The organism is Aliiglaciecola sp. SL4, assembly GCF_041538045.1.
Taxonomy (GTDB): Bacteria; Pseudomonadota; Gammaproteobacteria; order Enterobacterales; family Alteromonadaceae; genus Aliiglaciecola.
Map to the genome: position 1 here is coordinate 155,082 of NZ_JBGOSE010000001.1, position 15,429 is coordinate 170,510.

The 15,429-nt window shown below is 40.8% G+C and carries 14 protein-coding genes; 8 read left to right on the forward strand and 6 right to left on the reverse strand.

The window, feature by feature from the left end:
• The first annotated feature begins 4 nt into the window (after positions 1 to 4).
• Complete coding sequence (gene secF / locus AB6T38_RS00670; protein WP_372545346.1) at positions 5 to 946, forward strand: protein translocase subunit SecF; 942 nt, start codon at positions 5 to 7, stop codon at positions 944 to 946.
• Positions 947 to 1,223: 277 nt separating this feature from the next.
• Here the strand turns inward: secF and suhB are convergent, their stop codons facing one another.
• A complete protein-coding gene (gene suhB / locus AB6T38_RS00675; RefSeq protein ID WP_348492034.1) occupies positions 1,224 to 1,997 on the reverse strand; it encodes an inositol-1-monophosphatase in 774 nt (257 codons plus the stop codon).
• A gap of 131 nt (positions 1,998 to 2,128) precedes the next feature.
• Entirely contained in the window at positions 2,129 to 4,636 is a 2,508-nt protein-coding gene (locus tag AB6T38_RS00680) for a PilZ domain-containing protein (protein ID WP_372545347.1), read from the reverse strand.
• A 137-nt stretch (positions 4,637 to 4,773) separates the two neighbouring features.
• On the opposite strand from AB6T38_RS00680, the gene radA reads away from it, so the two are divergent.
• Positions 4,774 to 6,138 carry a DNA repair protein RadA gene (radA, locus tag AB6T38_RS00685; protein WP_372545349.1) on the forward strand — a complete coding sequence of 455 codons (1,365 nt, stop codon included), beginning with the start codon at positions 4,774 to 4,776 and terminating at the stop codon, positions 6,136 to 6,138.
• A gap of 15 nt (positions 6,139 to 6,153) precedes the next feature.
• Here the strand turns inward: radA and AB6T38_RS00690 are convergent, their stop codons facing one another.
• From AB6T38_RS00690 to ettA, 3 genes are all read right to left on the reverse strand, one after another.
• Positions 6,154 to 7,032, reverse strand: a complete 879-nt coding sequence (locus AB6T38_RS00690) for a diguanylate cyclase (protein WP_372545350.1) — start codon at positions 7,030 to 7,032, stop codon at positions 6,154 to 6,156.
• 163 nt (positions 7,033 to 7,195) lie between these two features.
• Positions 7,196 to 7,549, reverse strand: a complete 354-nt coding sequence (locus AB6T38_RS00695) for a PilZ domain-containing protein (protein WP_372545351.1) — start codon at positions 7,547 to 7,549, stop codon at positions 7,196 to 7,198.
• A 114-nt stretch (positions 7,550 to 7,663) separates the two neighbouring features.
• Entirely contained in the window at positions 7,664 to 9,331 is a 1,668-nt protein-coding gene (ettA, locus tag AB6T38_RS00700) for an energy-dependent translational throttle protein EttA (protein ID WP_372545352.1), read from the reverse strand.
• Positions 9,332 to 9,556: 225 nt separating this feature from the next.
• On the opposite strand from ettA, the gene AB6T38_RS00705 reads away from it, so the two are divergent.
• From AB6T38_RS00705 to AB6T38_RS00715, 3 genes are all read left to right on the forward strand, one after another.
• Positions 9,557 to 10,549, forward strand: coding sequence for a Gfo/Idh/MocA family protein (locus tag AB6T38_RS00705; RefSeq protein ID WP_372545353.1), 993 nt, complete (start codon positions 9,557 to 9,559; stop codon positions 10,547 to 10,549).
• 209 nt (positions 10,550 to 10,758) lie between these two features.
• Positions 10,759 to 12,015: a serine hydroxymethyltransferase gene (gene glyA / locus AB6T38_RS00710; RefSeq protein WP_372545354.1), complete on the forward strand. Its 1,257-nt coding sequence runs from the start codon at positions 10,759 to 10,761 to the stop codon at positions 12,013 to 12,015.
• A 137-nt stretch (positions 12,016 to 12,152) separates the two neighbouring features.
• Positions 12,153 to 12,557 carry a rhodanese-like domain-containing protein gene (locus AB6T38_RS00715; protein ID WP_372545355.1) on the forward strand — a complete coding sequence of 135 codons (405 nt, stop codon included), beginning with the start codon at positions 12,153 to 12,155 and terminating at the stop codon, positions 12,555 to 12,557.
• A gap of 12 nt (positions 12,558 to 12,569) precedes the next feature.
• On the opposite strand, the gene AB6T38_RS00720 is transcribed toward AB6T38_RS00715, so the two are convergent.
• Complete coding sequence (locus tag AB6T38_RS00720) at positions 12,570 to 13,040, reverse strand: DUF6265 family protein (RefSeq protein WP_372545356.1); 471 nt, start codon at positions 13,038 to 13,040, stop codon at positions 12,570 to 12,572.
• Between the two features lie 68 nt (positions 13,041 to 13,108).
• On the opposite strand from AB6T38_RS00720, the gene nrdR reads away from it, so the two are divergent.
• The 3 genes from nrdR to AB6T38_RS00735 are packed head-to-tail and all read left to right on the forward strand — an operon-like array spanning position 13,109 to position 15,428.
• Complete coding sequence (gene nrdR, locus AB6T38_RS00725; protein ID WP_372545358.1) at positions 13,109 to 13,564, forward strand: transcriptional regulator NrdR; 456 nt, start codon at positions 13,109 to 13,111, stop codon at positions 13,562 to 13,564.
• A gap of 32 nt (positions 13,565 to 13,596) precedes the next feature.
• Positions 13,597 to 14,730: a bifunctional diaminohydroxyphosphoribosylaminopyrimidine deaminase/5-amino-6-(5-phosphoribosylamino)uracil reductase RibD gene (gene ribD / locus AB6T38_RS00730; RefSeq protein WP_372545360.1), complete on the forward strand. Its 1,134-nt coding sequence runs from the start codon at positions 13,597 to 13,599 to the stop codon at positions 14,728 to 14,730.
• Between the two features lie 35 nt (positions 14,731 to 14,765).
• A complete protein-coding gene (locus AB6T38_RS00735) occupies positions 14,766 to 15,428 on the forward strand; it encodes a riboflavin synthase (RefSeq protein ID WP_372545362.1) in 663 nt (220 codons plus the stop codon).
• The last annotated feature ends 1 nt before the right edge of the window (position 15,429 follow it).

Consider the following 15,429-nt stretch of genomic DNA (forward strand, 5'->3'; position numbering starts at 1 on the left):
GGACATGCGATTTTTTAAACTAAAAGAAAGTATTGATTTTATGTCAATGCGCATTCCCGCCATGATTATATCGGGAATACTGATTATCGGTTCGTTAGTCTCTTTGGGAGTTAATCAGCTCAATTGGGGCTTGGACTTTACTGGTGGTACCTTGATTGAAGTTGGTTATGACAAACCAGCTCAGTTAGACCAAATTCGTCTGCAACTTGAAGCCGCTGACTTTGGTGATGCCATAGTACAAAACTTCGGTAGTAGCGAAGATGTGCTAATTCGTCTAGCTCCTCGTGATGGTGTGAAAGCACAAGAGGTGGGTGACCAAGTATTGAGTACTTTGCGGGCAGCGGGCGACAATGTTGACATGCGTCGTATTGAGTTTGTTGGTCCAAACGTTGGTGAAGAATTAACAGAGCAGGGCGGCCTCGCTATGTTGGTCGCGCTGATTTGTATTCTTATTTACGTTGCTATGCGATTTGAATGGCGTTTTGCATTAGGGTCGGTTATTGCGTTGGCTCACGATGTGATCTTAACCTTAGGCTTGTTTTCAGTGTTACAACTTGAATTCGACTTAACGGTTATGGCTGCGGTGCTAGCGGTAATCGGTTATTCACTAAACGATACCATTGTTGTGTCGGATCGTATTCGTGAAAATTTCCGTAAAATCCGCAAAGGTGAGCCTAAAGAGATCATTAACACCTCTTTGACGCAAACCTTAAATCGAACCATTATTACATCATTGACCACTATCTTGGTTTTGATGGCATTATTTTATAAAGGTGGCGCACTTATACATGGTTTTGCTACAGCATTACTATTTGGTGTGGTAATCGGAACCTACTCGTCTATTTATGTAGCCAGTTTGGTGGCATTAATGTTGGGGATAAGTCGCGAAGATTTAATGCCCACAGTGGTGGAAAAAGAAGGTGCGGACTTAGATCCTCTTCCTTAATCCTTTTGTGTTTCAAAAAAACCGGGTTTTTAACTCGGTTTTTTTATATTTGTAATCCACTCAGTTTTTATATTAAGCAAACAAGACAATAGTGAATGCTAAATAATTTAGTCTCGTTTTGAGCGTTTACTGCGTATTTTATTTGATATTGAGATAAAGAAGCCCTCTTTATGTCAACGTAGTTCAGGATGGGACAAAGTTAAACAAAAAAGGAAGCCAAAGGCTTCCTTTTTAATCGCTGAAAACGAAATTAATCAGCTGGGATTGTCATCACTAATTATTTTAAGTGTTTGACCAGTGACTGAACCACGCGAGGGTTACCTGCTACTATCTCACCTTTATGTAGAGGATCGTTCCCGCCTTTAAAGTCGGTTACCAGGCCGCCTGACTCACGAACTAATAGTTCACCGGCAGCAATGTCCCAAGGCTTGATACCGCGTTCCCAGTAACCGTCATATCGACCTGCAGCTACATAAGCTAAATCTAAGGCTGCAGAGCCGCAACGACGAACGTCACCACATTGTTTGAAAATGTTTGAGAACCGAGCGATGGCATCATCAGATGTTTCTTTGGCTTTAAATGGGAATGCTGTGGCAAGAACAGTGCTGTTCAGGTCTTTTGCTTTACCAGTACGAATTCTAAAACCATTTAATTGAGCACCAGCGCCTTTACTTGCGGTAAATAATTCACCGCGGATTGGATCAAATACAACTGCTTGGTCAATACGACCTCTGTGCATTAGGGCTATGGATACAGCGAAGTGGGGAATGCCTTTGATAAAATTAGTGGTACCGTCTAGAGGGTCAATGATCCATTTAAATTCATCACTGCCTTCAACTATGCCGCCTTCTTCACCTAAAAATGAGTGATCCGGGAAAGATTGCTGAATTTTTTCAATAATGATTTTTTCGGCTTCTTTGTCGATTTTAGTGACGAAATCGTTCTCACCTTTTTTTTCCAACAACAGATCATTACGATTTTCAAATCCACGAGTTATCACATTTCCAGCAGCGCGAGCAGCGCGCACCGCAATATTCAGCATAGGATGCATAAGTTACCACCAATTTTTAAAAGAACGGACGAGCAGTTTTGAGCTATCTATTGATTTCAAAACCGCACAAAATTTCGCCGCGAAGTCTACCAGTTTTGCGTGTAGATGCAATCAAATTCTAGTAATACGGACTAGGCTTTTAATAGATTTTCAATTTTGTCTGAATTTACTTTGTGATAAGCCGGCATTTGCTGATTATCAATGATCTGTTGTTGGCTAAAGTTGTGTCGAATCAATACTTCATCGGTTACATCGACTAAATCACCTACACCTATAATATTCCAAAGTTGCTCTTCAAGTAATTTCGCTTTATGAATAGCATAAATACCTACATAACTAATTTCTGCTTCTAAGCGCTCAATATCGGGACGGCCAGCTCTGGCCAGAAACACTTTGACCGCAATAAATTGACCTGTCTCACGGGCTTGATTGATAAAATTCTTGCGTTCTTTGTCGCCATGGAATTGGTCTGAAAAACGGCTTTTAATGGCCTCATCAATAAATTCACGACTTGGATCAAAGGCCACAAATATTTCTCGCATTACTGGTTTTTTATTGGTTTTAATTCGTTTTAGGGTGTATTGAATAAAGTCTAATTCAACTCCATAAGTTGAATATAAAAAATGCATATTGTACTGACCACTTTCAGCGTCAAAAGCTAATAGATTATTCAGTCGACTGTTAGGGTTACTTGTTACAATTGCATCGGGTAGGAAATCAATTCCTTCTTTACGAATAAAAAAAGCGGTATTGAGGACATTCTTAGCATAAAGGTTACGCAATGCTGAGCCAATTCCTGGTATTTCTTCTTCTTCGTTTTGGGCTTTTAATTTTCCACGGTTGTTGCGAATAAGCTCCTCAAAAAAGCGTTGTGCAGTTTTGTTGACCGAATCGACAATGGCTTGCAGATGCAAAACATTGCGCCCGTAAGAAATACCTTTGACGGTATAAGGTAAGTCGGAAAGATTAAATTTTTTGGTGACATTCTGCAAAAGTGGAAAATTAAGTTTAACTAAATCATTTTCTTCACCATGGAAGAAGTCATTTAACTCAATGCGGATTCCTCGAGTAGAAACATCTTCACTGCTACCTTCAATTGTCATATCTCCAAAGTTTAATTGCACTTTAGTTCGCAATTGATAACGGGTTTCTTTGCGTTGATTGTGGTATTTAAAACGGAACATTTGCACTGTTGGAGGTAGTTTATTCCTTGGATGTCCGAATACTTTTAATTGCGATATTTCCCCGCGCCGAATGGGGATTTTTTCATAATTCTGCGTGCCGACTTCATCTGTAATATCGGTTAAAAGTGCCATGTACCTAAGATTTTTAAGACGTGACATCAATCTCGGTGCAGGAGGGTGATTTTGTCGTTTAACTGCGTTGCTAACCGAATCGGGCAACGAAAGTGGTATATGGACTTGGTTTAGATCAACATCTGTTATCTGTAACTTGAACACTCGCCAACTTGCTTTCCGGCCACCATAGCCTAGAAAAACCTTCATCAAATCAGGACGCTCAAACAGCTCTTCTTGGGTGGCAGAATAAAAATAGACTTTGTCATCTTTTATATGATTGAACGAGTAGATAATGGTTTCTTGATTATTTTCAGGTTGGCTCAAAAGCCTTGCAACACGCTGATGCCCAATTACATAACCTAGCCGCAATTCAAATAATTCATCACTCCAATAATATAGAGGATCTTTATTGCAGTTATTAATTAAAGCGTATTTAGGCACATAAACATCATTGACTTTTTCTATGTAAATGGGAACTGTGGTTACATTAGGAATGAAATATTGTTCGTAGGTTTTCAGGTTAATCGCAGTGAGCGTATTATCCATATTTACTTTGTAGCGACGTTTATTCCCATGTATAAATTTTTCAAAAAAGTCTTTAAAAGAGTGCTGAGCTTGTTCATCATTTTTTTGCAATGAGATACGCTGTTCGCGTTTGCTACTCTCTACATCAACAATGTTGTATCCCACACCGGCTTTACGATCTATGGAGTATTCGCCTTCTAATCCTCTAAACTGAACGGTTACGCGATCACCTACTTTAAACAGATGTTCATTGGCGACTTTAACTTTTAAACCACTTACTGAAACATCTATAGTGGTGGCTTGAATACTTTTATTTAATTCCGTAAACAACTCAATATTGACTGCGAAGTTCATACGCTCTTCGCAGCGTTTAGCATATTCCCCAAAGCGCAGAACAGGTGCGTGGTGGGGTTTGCGTTCTTCTACTACAGCCCCTTCTTTTTCAGCTTCTTCGCGTTGTTTTTGATAAATCACGCGATAACTGTTTTCGGTATTTTTAACTGCCTCATATACTCCCATAGTATATTCACCAAAGAGTCGCACCTGCTTTTCGAAAACATCTATGGCAGTATCATCTAAATAATGTGTTTTATCTTGATACGTAAATTCTCGACAGTCACCAGCTACTTGGCCTCTGAGATCGATGAGACGCAGGCATGGGCGAGATAGGCGTTTTAACTCCATTTTGATTAAGAAGCGTTTTTGTTTCGGGATGCCCGAAGCTACCTGTGATAGTACCTGATTGAACTCAGGTTCATTTATCATTGGTTTTAACTGTTCTATAATGTCTTGGTACTTTTCTAAATCTTGACTCATGCCAATCAAATGTTCGCTATGGTTAAGGCGTCGTTATGATATTCTTTTATCGGCAACGAATAAATAACCTTTGATCCCAACTTACCGGTTTAGTTGAATTAATCAACTAGCCCTAATTTAATGTAGTTCAATAACTTATGGCTAAACGTAAAATCGCTTTTGTATGTACTGATTGTGGAGCAGAGTTCCCTCGCTGGCAAGGACAATGTAATGATTGTCAGGCATGGAACACAATTTCTGAAGTCGTTCTTAGTAATGATAAACATTCGCCAGAACGAAACTTAAAAGGTTATGCAGGACAAACCCACGCAAAAGTAGAAACCCTCGATCAAATTGATTTACAAGCTTTACCGCGTTTCAGTGCAGGTTTTAAAGAGCTTGATCGAGTTTTAGGTGGCGGTGTAGTACCGGGTGCTGCAATGTTAATTGGAGGATCCCCCGGGGCAGGTAAAAGTACGCTTTTATTACAGGTAATGTGTCATTTGGCCCAAGGGCGAAATACGTTATATGTCACTGGTGAGGAGTCCCTGCAACAAGTGGCAATGCGAGCCCAACGTTTAGGCCTGCCTACCTCTAAATTGAAAGTGCTAGCTGAAACGAATGTAGAAACAATTTGCGAGTTAGCGCTGGTACATAAACCCGACATCATGGTAATTGATTCCATCCAAGTTATGCATGTGAGTGATATTCAATCCGCTCCTGGCAGTGTTTCTCAAGTGCGAGAAAGTGCTGCATTTTTAACTCGCTTTGCCAAACAACATCACATTGCGATGTTTTTAGTGGGGCATGTTACTAAGGAGGGAAATTTAGCGGGTCCTAAAGTGCTGGAGCATTGTATAGATTGTTCAATGATGCTTGAGGGTGAAAGTGATAGTCGTTACCGAACCTTACGAGGTAATAAAAACCGTTTTGGCGCAGTAAACGAGTTGGGTGTGTTTGCGATGACCGATAAAGGTCTAAAAGAAGTGAGCAATCCATCTGCGATTTTTCTGAGTCGTGAAGAACAGCAATCACCAGGCAGCATTGTCATGGTTGTTTGGGAAGGCACTCGTCCTTTGCTGGTGGAAATTCAAGCCCTAGTGGATTATTCTCAAATGGCAAATCCTAAGCGCGTTGCCGTAGGTACAGAAGCTAATAGGTTAGCTATGTTGTTGGCAGTATTACACCGTCACGGTAACGTACAAATGAACGATCAAGATGTGTTTGTCAATGTAGTGGGCGGTGTACGTATTGCTGAAACTAGCGTTGATTTAGCCCTCTTATTGGCTATGATTTCAAGCTTTAGAAATCATACTTTATCCAGAGAGTTAATTGCATTTGGTGAGGTTGGTTTAGCAGGTGAGATACGTCCAGTACCTAATGGCACTGAACGCATTCAAGAAGCAGCCAAGCACGGTTTTAAACGCGCAATTGTTCCAAAAGGCAATAAACCTAAACAACCCATAGCGGGTATTGAAATCGTTGCAGTGTCGCGCCTTTCGGAAGCGTTGGAAGCCCTATAAATCCCTAAACGGAATTCAGGCAATAATAAATTGATCGCGTCCCGCGTCTTTTGCGGTATACAAGTTTTTATCAGCTTTTTGGATGAGTGCCGTTTGGCTTAAATTCTGAGGTGAGACGCAAATACCGCCAGCACTAATAGTCACACGGTTTAAACTTGATAATTTATGGGGTAAATTTAAGTCACGTATAGCTCTTAGCATATTATCGGCAATATATTTAACGCCGCTAATGTCAGTATGGGGAAGAACAATAGCAAACTCTTCTCCACCATATCTTGCTAGGCAGTCGGTGGGACGTTTTAATATTTTCCTTAAAGTATCCGCCACTTCGCGTAAACATTCATCACCTTTGATGTGCCCATAAGTATCATTGTAAAGCTTAAAATTATCGATATCGATTAAAATAAGGCCTAAGTGATGTTTCATGCGTGTACACAACTTCATTTGGTCAGCTAAAAAACCATCAAAATAGTGGCGATTCTGCACATCGGTTAAACTATCGATAGTCGCCAAGCGTTTCAATTTGTCTGACATTACTTTAGCAGCTAAATGTGAATTTACTCTGTGGCGTAATGTTGTCACTGAAAAGGGTTTAGTAATAAAATCTGTGCAGCCAGCTTCCCAGCACTCGTCTTCGGCCTCTGGTGAGTTTTGAGAGCTAACAAATATTATCGGTATTTCTTGGGTGTTCTCGTTATCTTTAAGTTTTCTACACGCAGTTAAGCCGTCCATTACAGGCATGTTAATATCCATCAATATGATGTCCGGTGGCCTATAATCGCAAAAATTTAATGCTTCTTGCCCTGAGCTAACATGATGGGTAATAAAATTATCTGAAAGAGCTTTAGATGCAATTAAAGCACTAATGGGTTCGTCTTCTACAATAAGAATCAAAACTTTGTCTTTTTCAAATAACTGATCAACAACTCTGAAGATAACTCAAACTCCTTTCTTAAGTTTATTCCACAAAACACTTTATAACGTTTGACTATGATCTTATTATTATTTCTTCACGAAGTGTATCCAAAATTTAAACCTATGTTTATTATACTTAAGGTTAAGATACCAAAGATGCTAAATCTCGCTGCAATAGTGATGTGTCACCTAAATTTAGTTCCACTAATCTGCGTAGATCAGAAATACTGTCAATATCCATGCACTTAATGTGGAAACCCAAACAATGGTTAGCATTGTGCACAATTTCACCAAACATGGTGATTACCTGTCCTGTGCCTTCAATTTCAACATTCAGCTCAAACTCATGCTCTAAATTGCCGACAAAGTCATCCGGATAGCCAATAAGTGCACCATTTAACGAAATATCAATGATATGGGTTTGCCAATGGTGATTTTGCTGAAATAAAATGGCGGGAGCTGAAAACTCTACGCGGTTAAATTGACGTTTTTCCATTATAAACCTCAACGTTGCCATTAATCACAATATTTAAGCATAAAAAAAGCGTAAATGCGCCCAAGATTTTACCCCGAGCACATTATTTTTACTATTTAACCAATGTTGTTAAGACTATTTACTTATTTTTTTGTATTTAAGTCTGTGAGGTTCAACTACATCTTCGCCTAGAGTTTCTTTTAACCAAGCTTCGTAATCAGTGTAATTACCCTCGTATAAGTTTATTTTCCCTTCATCTCGATAATCCATGATATGAGTCGCGACTCTATCTAAAAACCAACGGTCATGGGAAATAACCATAGCGCAGCCTGGAAATTCCAGAATCGCATTTTCCAAGGCACGTAAGGTTTCAACATCTAGATCGTTGGTAGGTTCATCTAGCAGCAATACGTTGCCACCTGCTTTTAATAGCTTGGCCAGATGAACTCGATTACGTTCACCACCAGAGAGATCTTTGATAAATTTTTGTTGATCCGTGCCCTTAAAATTAAAACGGCTGCAATAAGCACGACTGTTTAGTTCAAAGTTACCAATTCGGATAATATCTGAATCATCGGAAATCTCTTTATAAACGGTATTTTTTTCGTTCATATGATCGCGAAACTGTTCAACACTTGCTAATTGTACGGTGTCACCTAACACAATTTCACCGGAATCAGGTTGCTCTTGACCTGTGAGCATACGAAATAGCGTTGATTTCCCCGCGCCGTTGGGACCAATAATACCGACAATCGCACCTTTGGGTATGCTGAAAGACAAATCATCAATAAGTAGTCGATCACCGTAAGACTTGGATAGTCCGGTTACTTCAATGACTTTGTCACCCAAACGCTCTCCGGGGGGAATAAACAACTCATTGGTTTCATTCCGTTTTTGATAGTCGCCTGTGGTTAATTCGTCAAATCTTGCCATTCTTGCTTTGCTTTTAGCTTGGCGACCTTTAGGATTTGAACGTACCCATTCTAATTCTTGTTGAATGGATTTTTGACGAGCACTTTCAGTGCGCTCTTCTTGAGCAAGGCGCTGATCTTTTTGTTCTAGCCAAGATGAGTAGTTGCCTTCCCAAGGAATTCCTTCACCACGGTCAAGCTCCAAAATCCAGCCTGCTACATTATCAAGGAAGTAACGGTCATGGGTAATAGCCACAACAGTGCCTTCGTAATCGTGAAGAAAACGCTCAAGCCATGCCACTGATTCTGCATCCAAGTGGTTAGTTGGTTCATCTAAAAGCAACATATCTGGCTTTTCTAGAAGCAATCGACATAGAGCTACCCGACGTCTTTCACCACCTGACAGCTTGCTGACATCTGCATCCCAAGGGGGAAGGCGAAGGGCATCTGCTGCGCGTTCTAAGGCGTTTTCAAGATTGTGCCCATCTTTGGTTTGAATGATCGCTTCTAGTTGACCTTGTTCTTTTGCCAACGCATCAAAATCTGCATTTTCTTCTGCATATTCTGCATAAACTTCATCTAAACGTTTTAAGGCGTGAGCAACGTCGGCAACGGCTTCTTCAATATTTCCGCGCACATCTTTACTTTCATCAAGCTGCGGCTCCTGGGGTAGGTAACCAATTTTTAATTCGGGAGAGGGTCTAGCTTCTCCCTCAATATCTTTATCAATCCCAGCCATTATGCGTAGTAAAGTTGATTTACCTGCACCGTTTAGACCTAAAACGCCAATTTTCGCGCCGGGAAAAAAGCTTAAAGAAATATTTTTGAGTATGTGTCTATTCGGGGGGACAATTTTTCCCACCCTGTGCATGCTATATACGTATTGTGCCATAGTGCCAATTTAGTGAAGGATAAAACGATAGTGTAATCCAGACCGGCTCGCAGTCCAATGGTGAAAGGATATTTTTTAAGTACCATGTAGTATTGAATATTGAAGTATCGTTTGCAGCTAACTATTAGTTAGACTGTTTTACAGTTAAAAACTTAGGATCAAAAGCTTGAATTTTTATTCCCTGACTTCAGAATAAACAGCAAGGTAACTAAATAAGGATAAATAATGTTGAATTGGGGCGTCATTGGACCTGGTGGTATCGCAAATCAATTTGCGACTGCGTTAGCAAGTTCTGTACAAGGAAAATTGTACGGCGTTGCTAGCCGAAGCTTAGAACGTGCTAAGGCATTTTCTGAACAATACCGAGCCTCTGTGGCCTACGGAGATTACGAATCGCTAATTGCCGACCCAAACATTGATGTGATCTACATTGCCACTCCCCATTCCCAGCATTTTCCCTTAGCAAAAGCATGCCTCAAAGCGGGTAAACACTTGTTGGTGGAAAAACCCCTGACCGTTAATGCTCAGCAAACTAAGGAGTTAGTCAGCTTGAGTGAACAACACCAATGTGTATTTCAAGAAGCGATGTGGAGCCGTTTTATGCCGTGTTTCGAGCAGCTTAAAGAGTGGATTGAGGAACAGCAAATTGGTGAAATAGAATATATAAATTCGCAAATCGGTTTTGCTTTTTCACACCTAAAAAATCATCGTATGACCGATCCTGCATTGGCAGGAGGTGCTTTATTAGATTTAGGGGTCTACAGCGTTAGCTTAAGTCAATATTTATTAGCCGAATACCCCAGCGATATTCAGGCTACGGCCAGACTATCTGAAGATGGTCTTGACCTAAATACGGCTGTCAATATGACTTATCCTTCTGGAGTGATAAGCCAATTTACCTGCACGATGGCAGCTCAATGTTCGAACACCATGAGTATACACGGCAAGAAAGGGTATATATCCGTCCCTGCTTTTTTTTGGACGGGTGGACAAGCACAGTTATACCAAGGCGATAAATTGACCCGCACATTGGATTTTCCTCATCCAGTCAATGGTTTTGAATATCAAATAGAATCTACCATGCAGTCAATTCTCCTTGAGAGAAGTTGTGATCCAAGAATGAATCACGCAGACAGTATTAATGTAATGACTACCTTAGATACAATTCGCCAACAGATACATCTCAAATACCCAGAGGTCATCGAGTCCCTCGATTGATTATCCAGGTATAAATCACCTATTGGTGAAGAATTTTGCAGGTGTCTACCTAACAGCTATAAATTATACTTAAGGGTTTGGATCATTTTTCTGCAAAGGTATGTACAAAACAATCAAAATGACTAGAATAAGCGCTCATTTTTTATCCCTGCGAGGGTGAAGTTAAGCGTTTTCACCCGAACTTTGTGCCGAGTTGTTGAGGAGACACCATGCTGAAACGTAATATGAATATTGCTGACTTTGACCCCGAGTTATATGATGCAATCGTAAAAGAAACTCAACGTCAAGAGCATCACATTGAGCTTATTGCATCTGAAAATTACTGTAGTCCTCGCGTATTAGAAGCGCAAGGTTCTCAACTTACCAACAAATATGCAGAAGGATACCCACATAAGCGTTATTACGGCGGCTGTGAATACGTGGATATCGCCGAAGATTTAGCCATAGAGCGAGCTAAACAACTATTTGGTGCTGATTACGCCAACGTACAACCACATTCAGGCTCTCAAGCTAACTCAGCGGTATTTATGGCGTTACTTGACGCCGGAGACACTGTGTTAGGAATGAGTCTAGCGCATGGTGGTCACCTTACCCACGGAGCCCATGTAAGCTTTTCAGGCAAAACCTACAATGCTGTGCAATATGGTCTAAATGAAGATACTGGCGAAATTGATATGCAGCAAGTAGAAGCGTTAGCGCTAGAGCACAAACCTAAAATGATTATTGGTGGATTCTCTGCCTATTCAGGCATTGTTGATTGGCAGAAATTTCGTGAGATTGCCGACAAAGTAGGCGCTTACTTGTTAGTTGATATGGCCCATGTTGCAGGTTTAGTCGCTGCGGGAATTTACCCTAATCCATTACCCCATGCTCATGTTGTTACCACTACAACCCACAAAACCTTGGCAGGCCCTCGTGGTGGATTGATTTTGTCAGCTTGTGGTGATGAAACTATATATAAAAAGTTAAACAGTTCTGTGTTTCCAGGCAATCAAGGTGGTCCTTTATGTCACGTGATTGCGGCAAAAGCGGTAGCGTTTAAAGAAGCCTTAGAGCCAGAATTCAAAGAATATCAAAAACAAGTTGTGGTAAATGCAAAAGCCATGGTGAGCGTGATGCAAGAACGTGGTTACAAAGTCGTTTCTGATGGCACGGATAACCATTTATTCTTGCTTGATTTAATTGACAAAGATATCACTGGTAAAGACGCTGATGCTGCTTTGGGCAGTGCCAATATTACAGTGAACAAAAACTCAGTGCCAAATGATCCTCGTTCACCCTTCGTAACCAGTGGCTTACGCATTGGCTCTCCAGCTATTACGCGCCGAGGTTTTGGCGAAGAGCAAGCCAAACAAGTGGCCAATTGGATATGTGATGTGCTGGATGATATCGAAAGTACTGACACCATTGATAGAGTAAAAGCTGAAGTTGTTGCATTGTGTGAGCAATTCCCAGTCTACGGCTAGCATTTATTCAAAATAAAAATTAGCCGCTTTTTAAAGCGGCTTTTTTGTCTCAAAAGCTTCGTTATTTGGCCGACAAGGTACTTGGTCATTCCATTTAAGTTGTTGATAATAAAATTCACATTTTAATGGAGGCGTTTATGTCATCAGTAGTATCAAGAGTCCCTGCGGCTGCAGCGGAAGTCGCTAAAGCTCATTTTGCGAGCTTACTTAGTTTAGAAACGGATTGTTGGGACACGCATTTTGCCATCAGCAATAACCGTCAAGATTTTGTGCTACTAGATGTAAGAAGTTTATTGCTTTTTGACCAAGGACATTTACCCAACGCAATAAATTTACCCCACAAGAATATTAAACCAGAGACTGTTCAATCATATCCTAGCGACACCTTATTTGTGGTGTATTGTGCCGGTCCCCATTGTAATGGTGCTGACAAGGCAGCCCTAAAGCTTGCTGAATTAGGACGCCCAGTAAAAAAATTAATTGGTGGTATAACAGGATGGTTAAATGAAGGGTTTGAGCTGGTTAAAGATGAATCTATCTAACCAGCACAATGATCAATTACCGGGCTTCAATTCATAATGCACTGTAAATCCTTTGCCATTGTTACCTGATACCTCGGCCACGAGTTTGTTACCCTTGCGTAGATAAATTATTTGTTTTGGAAAGTCGTGGTTTGGATTTTCCAAGGTGACGCTATTTGGCTCGCAGTTTTTAGCTCTAAAGGCCACAGGAAGACTATTGTGGCCTACTTTTGCTAAATAAAAGATTTCTCTTTGCATCTGCACTAAACGCATACTTTCTTGTTGCTGTAAATCCCCAGAAGCATCTCGACTACTACCTGAACCGGTGAATGTATCCTCGCTTATTTGCAACCATTTTTCTTGGGTATTACCATCAGGCATCGTTTGCCAGTCACCTACAATCCAATGCAGTTGAGAGAGGTCAACACATTTTGAATCGGCAGATGTTGCTGATGAACCCAGCATAATTATCACTATAGATAATAGATAAATTAACCTTTGCATATATCACCTTTTTGCTTTTTTATGCTAGTTTAGCGAGCATCTATAGATAGTGAAAAGAAAATAAGACTATGTTTTGTCCTTTCTGCTCTGAACAAGAAACTAAAGTTATCGATTCCAGATTGGTTGCCGAAGGTCATCAGGTGCGTCGCAGACGAGAATGTACAACCTGTCACGAGCGATTTACGACTTTTGAAATTGCAGAATTAGTCATGCCTCGCGTGGTCAAGCGGGATGGTTCGCGAGAACCTTTCAACGAAGATAAACTTCGAGCTGGTTTGCTACGAGCGTTAGAAAAGCGTCCAGTGAGCACTGAAAAAGTAGAGCATTGCATTAGTCAGCTGAAATCTTCTTTGCGTGCAACTGGAGAGCGGGAAATCAGTAGCGAGTTTTTAGGCAGCTTAATAATGGACGCTCTTAAAGAACTAGATAAAGTGGCTTATGTGCGTTTCGCTTCGGTTTATCGCTCTTTCGAAGACATTCGAGAGTTTGGTGAAGAAATTGCCAAATTAGGTGAAAAACCCTGATTGAATTATCTGTTTAGGGAATTTGTAACCTAATGCCTTCCTACAATTTTTCGACTTTAGATCACCACTTTATGAGTATTGCCATAAAGTTGGCTCGAAAAGGTCAATATACCACCACGCCAAACCCTAATGTCGGCTGTGTTATTGCTAATCAAAATGGTGAAGTGATCGGCCAAGGTTGGCATCATAAAGCGGGGACTCCCCACGCTGAAGTACACGCCTTAAAACAAGCTGGAAAGCAAGCCCAAGGCGCAACCGCCTACGTTACTCTAGAACCCTGCAGTCACTTTGGTCGAACGCCACCCTGTGCCGATGCGCTTATCCAAGCGGGGGTGAAACGAGTGGTCGCAGCTATGGTGGATCCAAACCCTAACGTCGCGGGAAGGGGGCTCAAAAGGTTAGCCGAACAGGGAATTGATGTATCTCACGGTCTATTGAGTGAGCAAGCACATCAGCTCAATCGTGGTTTTATTAAACGAATGACACTAAAGCGCCCTTGGGTAACGGTTAAACTAGCCGCTAGTCTAGATGGTAAAACGGCGTTAGCAAATGGCAAAAGCCAATGGATCACTGGCCCACATGCAAGAGCGGATGTGCAAGACCATAGGGCTAAAAGCTGTGGAATATTGTCTGGATCTGGGACGGTTTTGGCTGACAATCCAAGTTTAAATGTAAGATTTAACGAATTAAATCATGCTAAAAATTGGGTGTTAGAGTCTGAGCTTCGTCAACCCTTACGAATTATTTTAGATGGTAAAAATCAACTCACTGACAATCTCAAAATGTTCGATCTGGAAGGTCAAACCTTGATTATCAATCGTAAAGTGAACCCGTTAATTAGAGACAGCGTAGAACAAGTGCAGATAGACAGTATTGGCAATAAACTTGATTTGGTGGCGATGCTACAGGTTTTATCTGACAAACAATTAAATGAAATTTGGGTTGAAGCTGGTGGCATGCTCGCTGGAACATTAGTACAACAAAATCTAGCGGATGAATTGATTTTATATCAGGCGCCCAAACTATTAGGTGACAAAGGTCAGAATTTATTTGTGATGGATGAACTGACACAAATGAATCAAGCTAAAATATTAAAATGGTCTCGGGTTCGAATGGTAGGTGATGATTTGAAAATGATTGCCCATTTTAACTTAGCCTCTGAATAGCAATTTAAACTTCTGCAAATATCGGATTATAAAAAATGTTTACTGGAATAATAGAAGATGTCGGTCACATCGCAAAATTACAACCTAAGGGCGATGATATTCGCTTGACCGTTGCCGTGCAGAAGCTAGATATGTCTGATGTGGCATTAGGTGACAGTATCGCCACTAATGGCGTGTGCCTAACCGTTGTGGATTTTTCAGATAAGCACTACAGCGTGGACGTTTCTCCTGAAACAATTAAACGTTCTGGTTTTGCTAATTACACCGTCGGCGACAAAGTAAACTTAGAAAAAGCCATGCAAGCGAGTTCACGTTTCGGTGGCCATATTGTTAGTGGCCACGTTGACGGAGTTGGCAAAATAGTTGCCATCAATCCTATCGATCGTTGGTTAGAAATCTGGATCCAAGCTCCCGACGAACTGGCCAAATATATTTCCGAGAAAGGCTCTATAACCATTGATGGCGTTAGTTTAACTGTTAATGATGTGGATGGTGCTAAATTTATGTTGACTTTGATCCCGCATACACTGCAAGAAACCATAATAGGTCATTACCAAGTTGGTAGCTTAGTGAATTTAGAAGTGGATTTGATAGCCCGTTATCTAGAGCGGTTGATTTTAGGAGATAAAGCCGCACATAGTCAAAAGCAACAGGGCATAGATCTTCAATTCTTAGCTGAGAATGGTTATTTGAAGTAAC

Bases quoted from the DNA above. Each gene is read 5' to 3' on its own strand.
- AB6T38_RS00695 (WP_372545351.1), bottom strand. From the start codon at position 7,549: ATGGAAAAACGTCAATTTAACCGCGTAGAGTTTTCAGCTCCCGCCATT.
- AB6T38_RS00720 (WP_372545356.1), bottom strand. From the start codon at position 13,040: ATGCAAAGGTTAATTTATCTATTATCTATAGTGATAATTATGCTGGGT.
- glyA (WP_372545354.1), top strand. From the start codon at position 10,759: ATGCTGAAACGTAATATGAATATTGCTGACTTTGACCCCGAGTTATAT.
- secF (WP_372545346.1), top strand. From the start codon at position 5: ATGCGATTTTTTAAACTAAAAGAAAGTATTGATTTTATGTCAATGCGC.
- radA (WP_372545349.1), top strand. From the start codon at position 4,774: ATGGCTAAACGTAAAATCGCTTTTGTATGTACTGATTGTGGAGCAGAG.
- AB6T38_RS00715 (WP_372545355.1), top strand. From the start codon at position 12,153: ATGTCATCAGTAGTATCAAGAGTCCCTGCGGCTGCAGCGGAAGTCGCT.
- AB6T38_RS00680 (WP_372545347.1), bottom strand. From the start codon at position 4,636: ATGAGTCAAGATTTAGAAAAGTACCAAGACATTATAGAACAGTTAAAA.
- ettA (WP_372545352.1), bottom strand. From the start codon at position 9,331: ATGGCACAATACGTATATAGCATGCACAGGGTGGGAAAAATTGTCCCC.
- nrdR (WP_372545358.1), top strand. From the start codon at position 13,109: ATGTTTTGTCCTTTCTGCTCTGAACAAGAAACTAAAGTTATCGATTCC.
- suhB (WP_348492034.1), bottom strand. From the start codon at position 1,997: ATGCATCCTATGCTGAATATTGCGGTGCGCGCTGCTCGCGCTGCTGGA.
- AB6T38_RS00735 (WP_372545362.1), top strand. From the start codon at position 14,766: ATGTTTACTGGAATAATAGAAGATGTCGGTCACATCGCAAAATTACAA.
- AB6T38_RS00705 (WP_372545353.1), top strand. From the start codon at position 9,557: ATGTTGAATTGGGGCGTCATTGGACCTGGTGGTATCGCAAATCAATTT.
- ribD (WP_372545360.1), top strand. From the start codon at position 13,597: ATGCCTTCCTACAATTTTTCGACTTTAGATCACCACTTTATGAGTATT.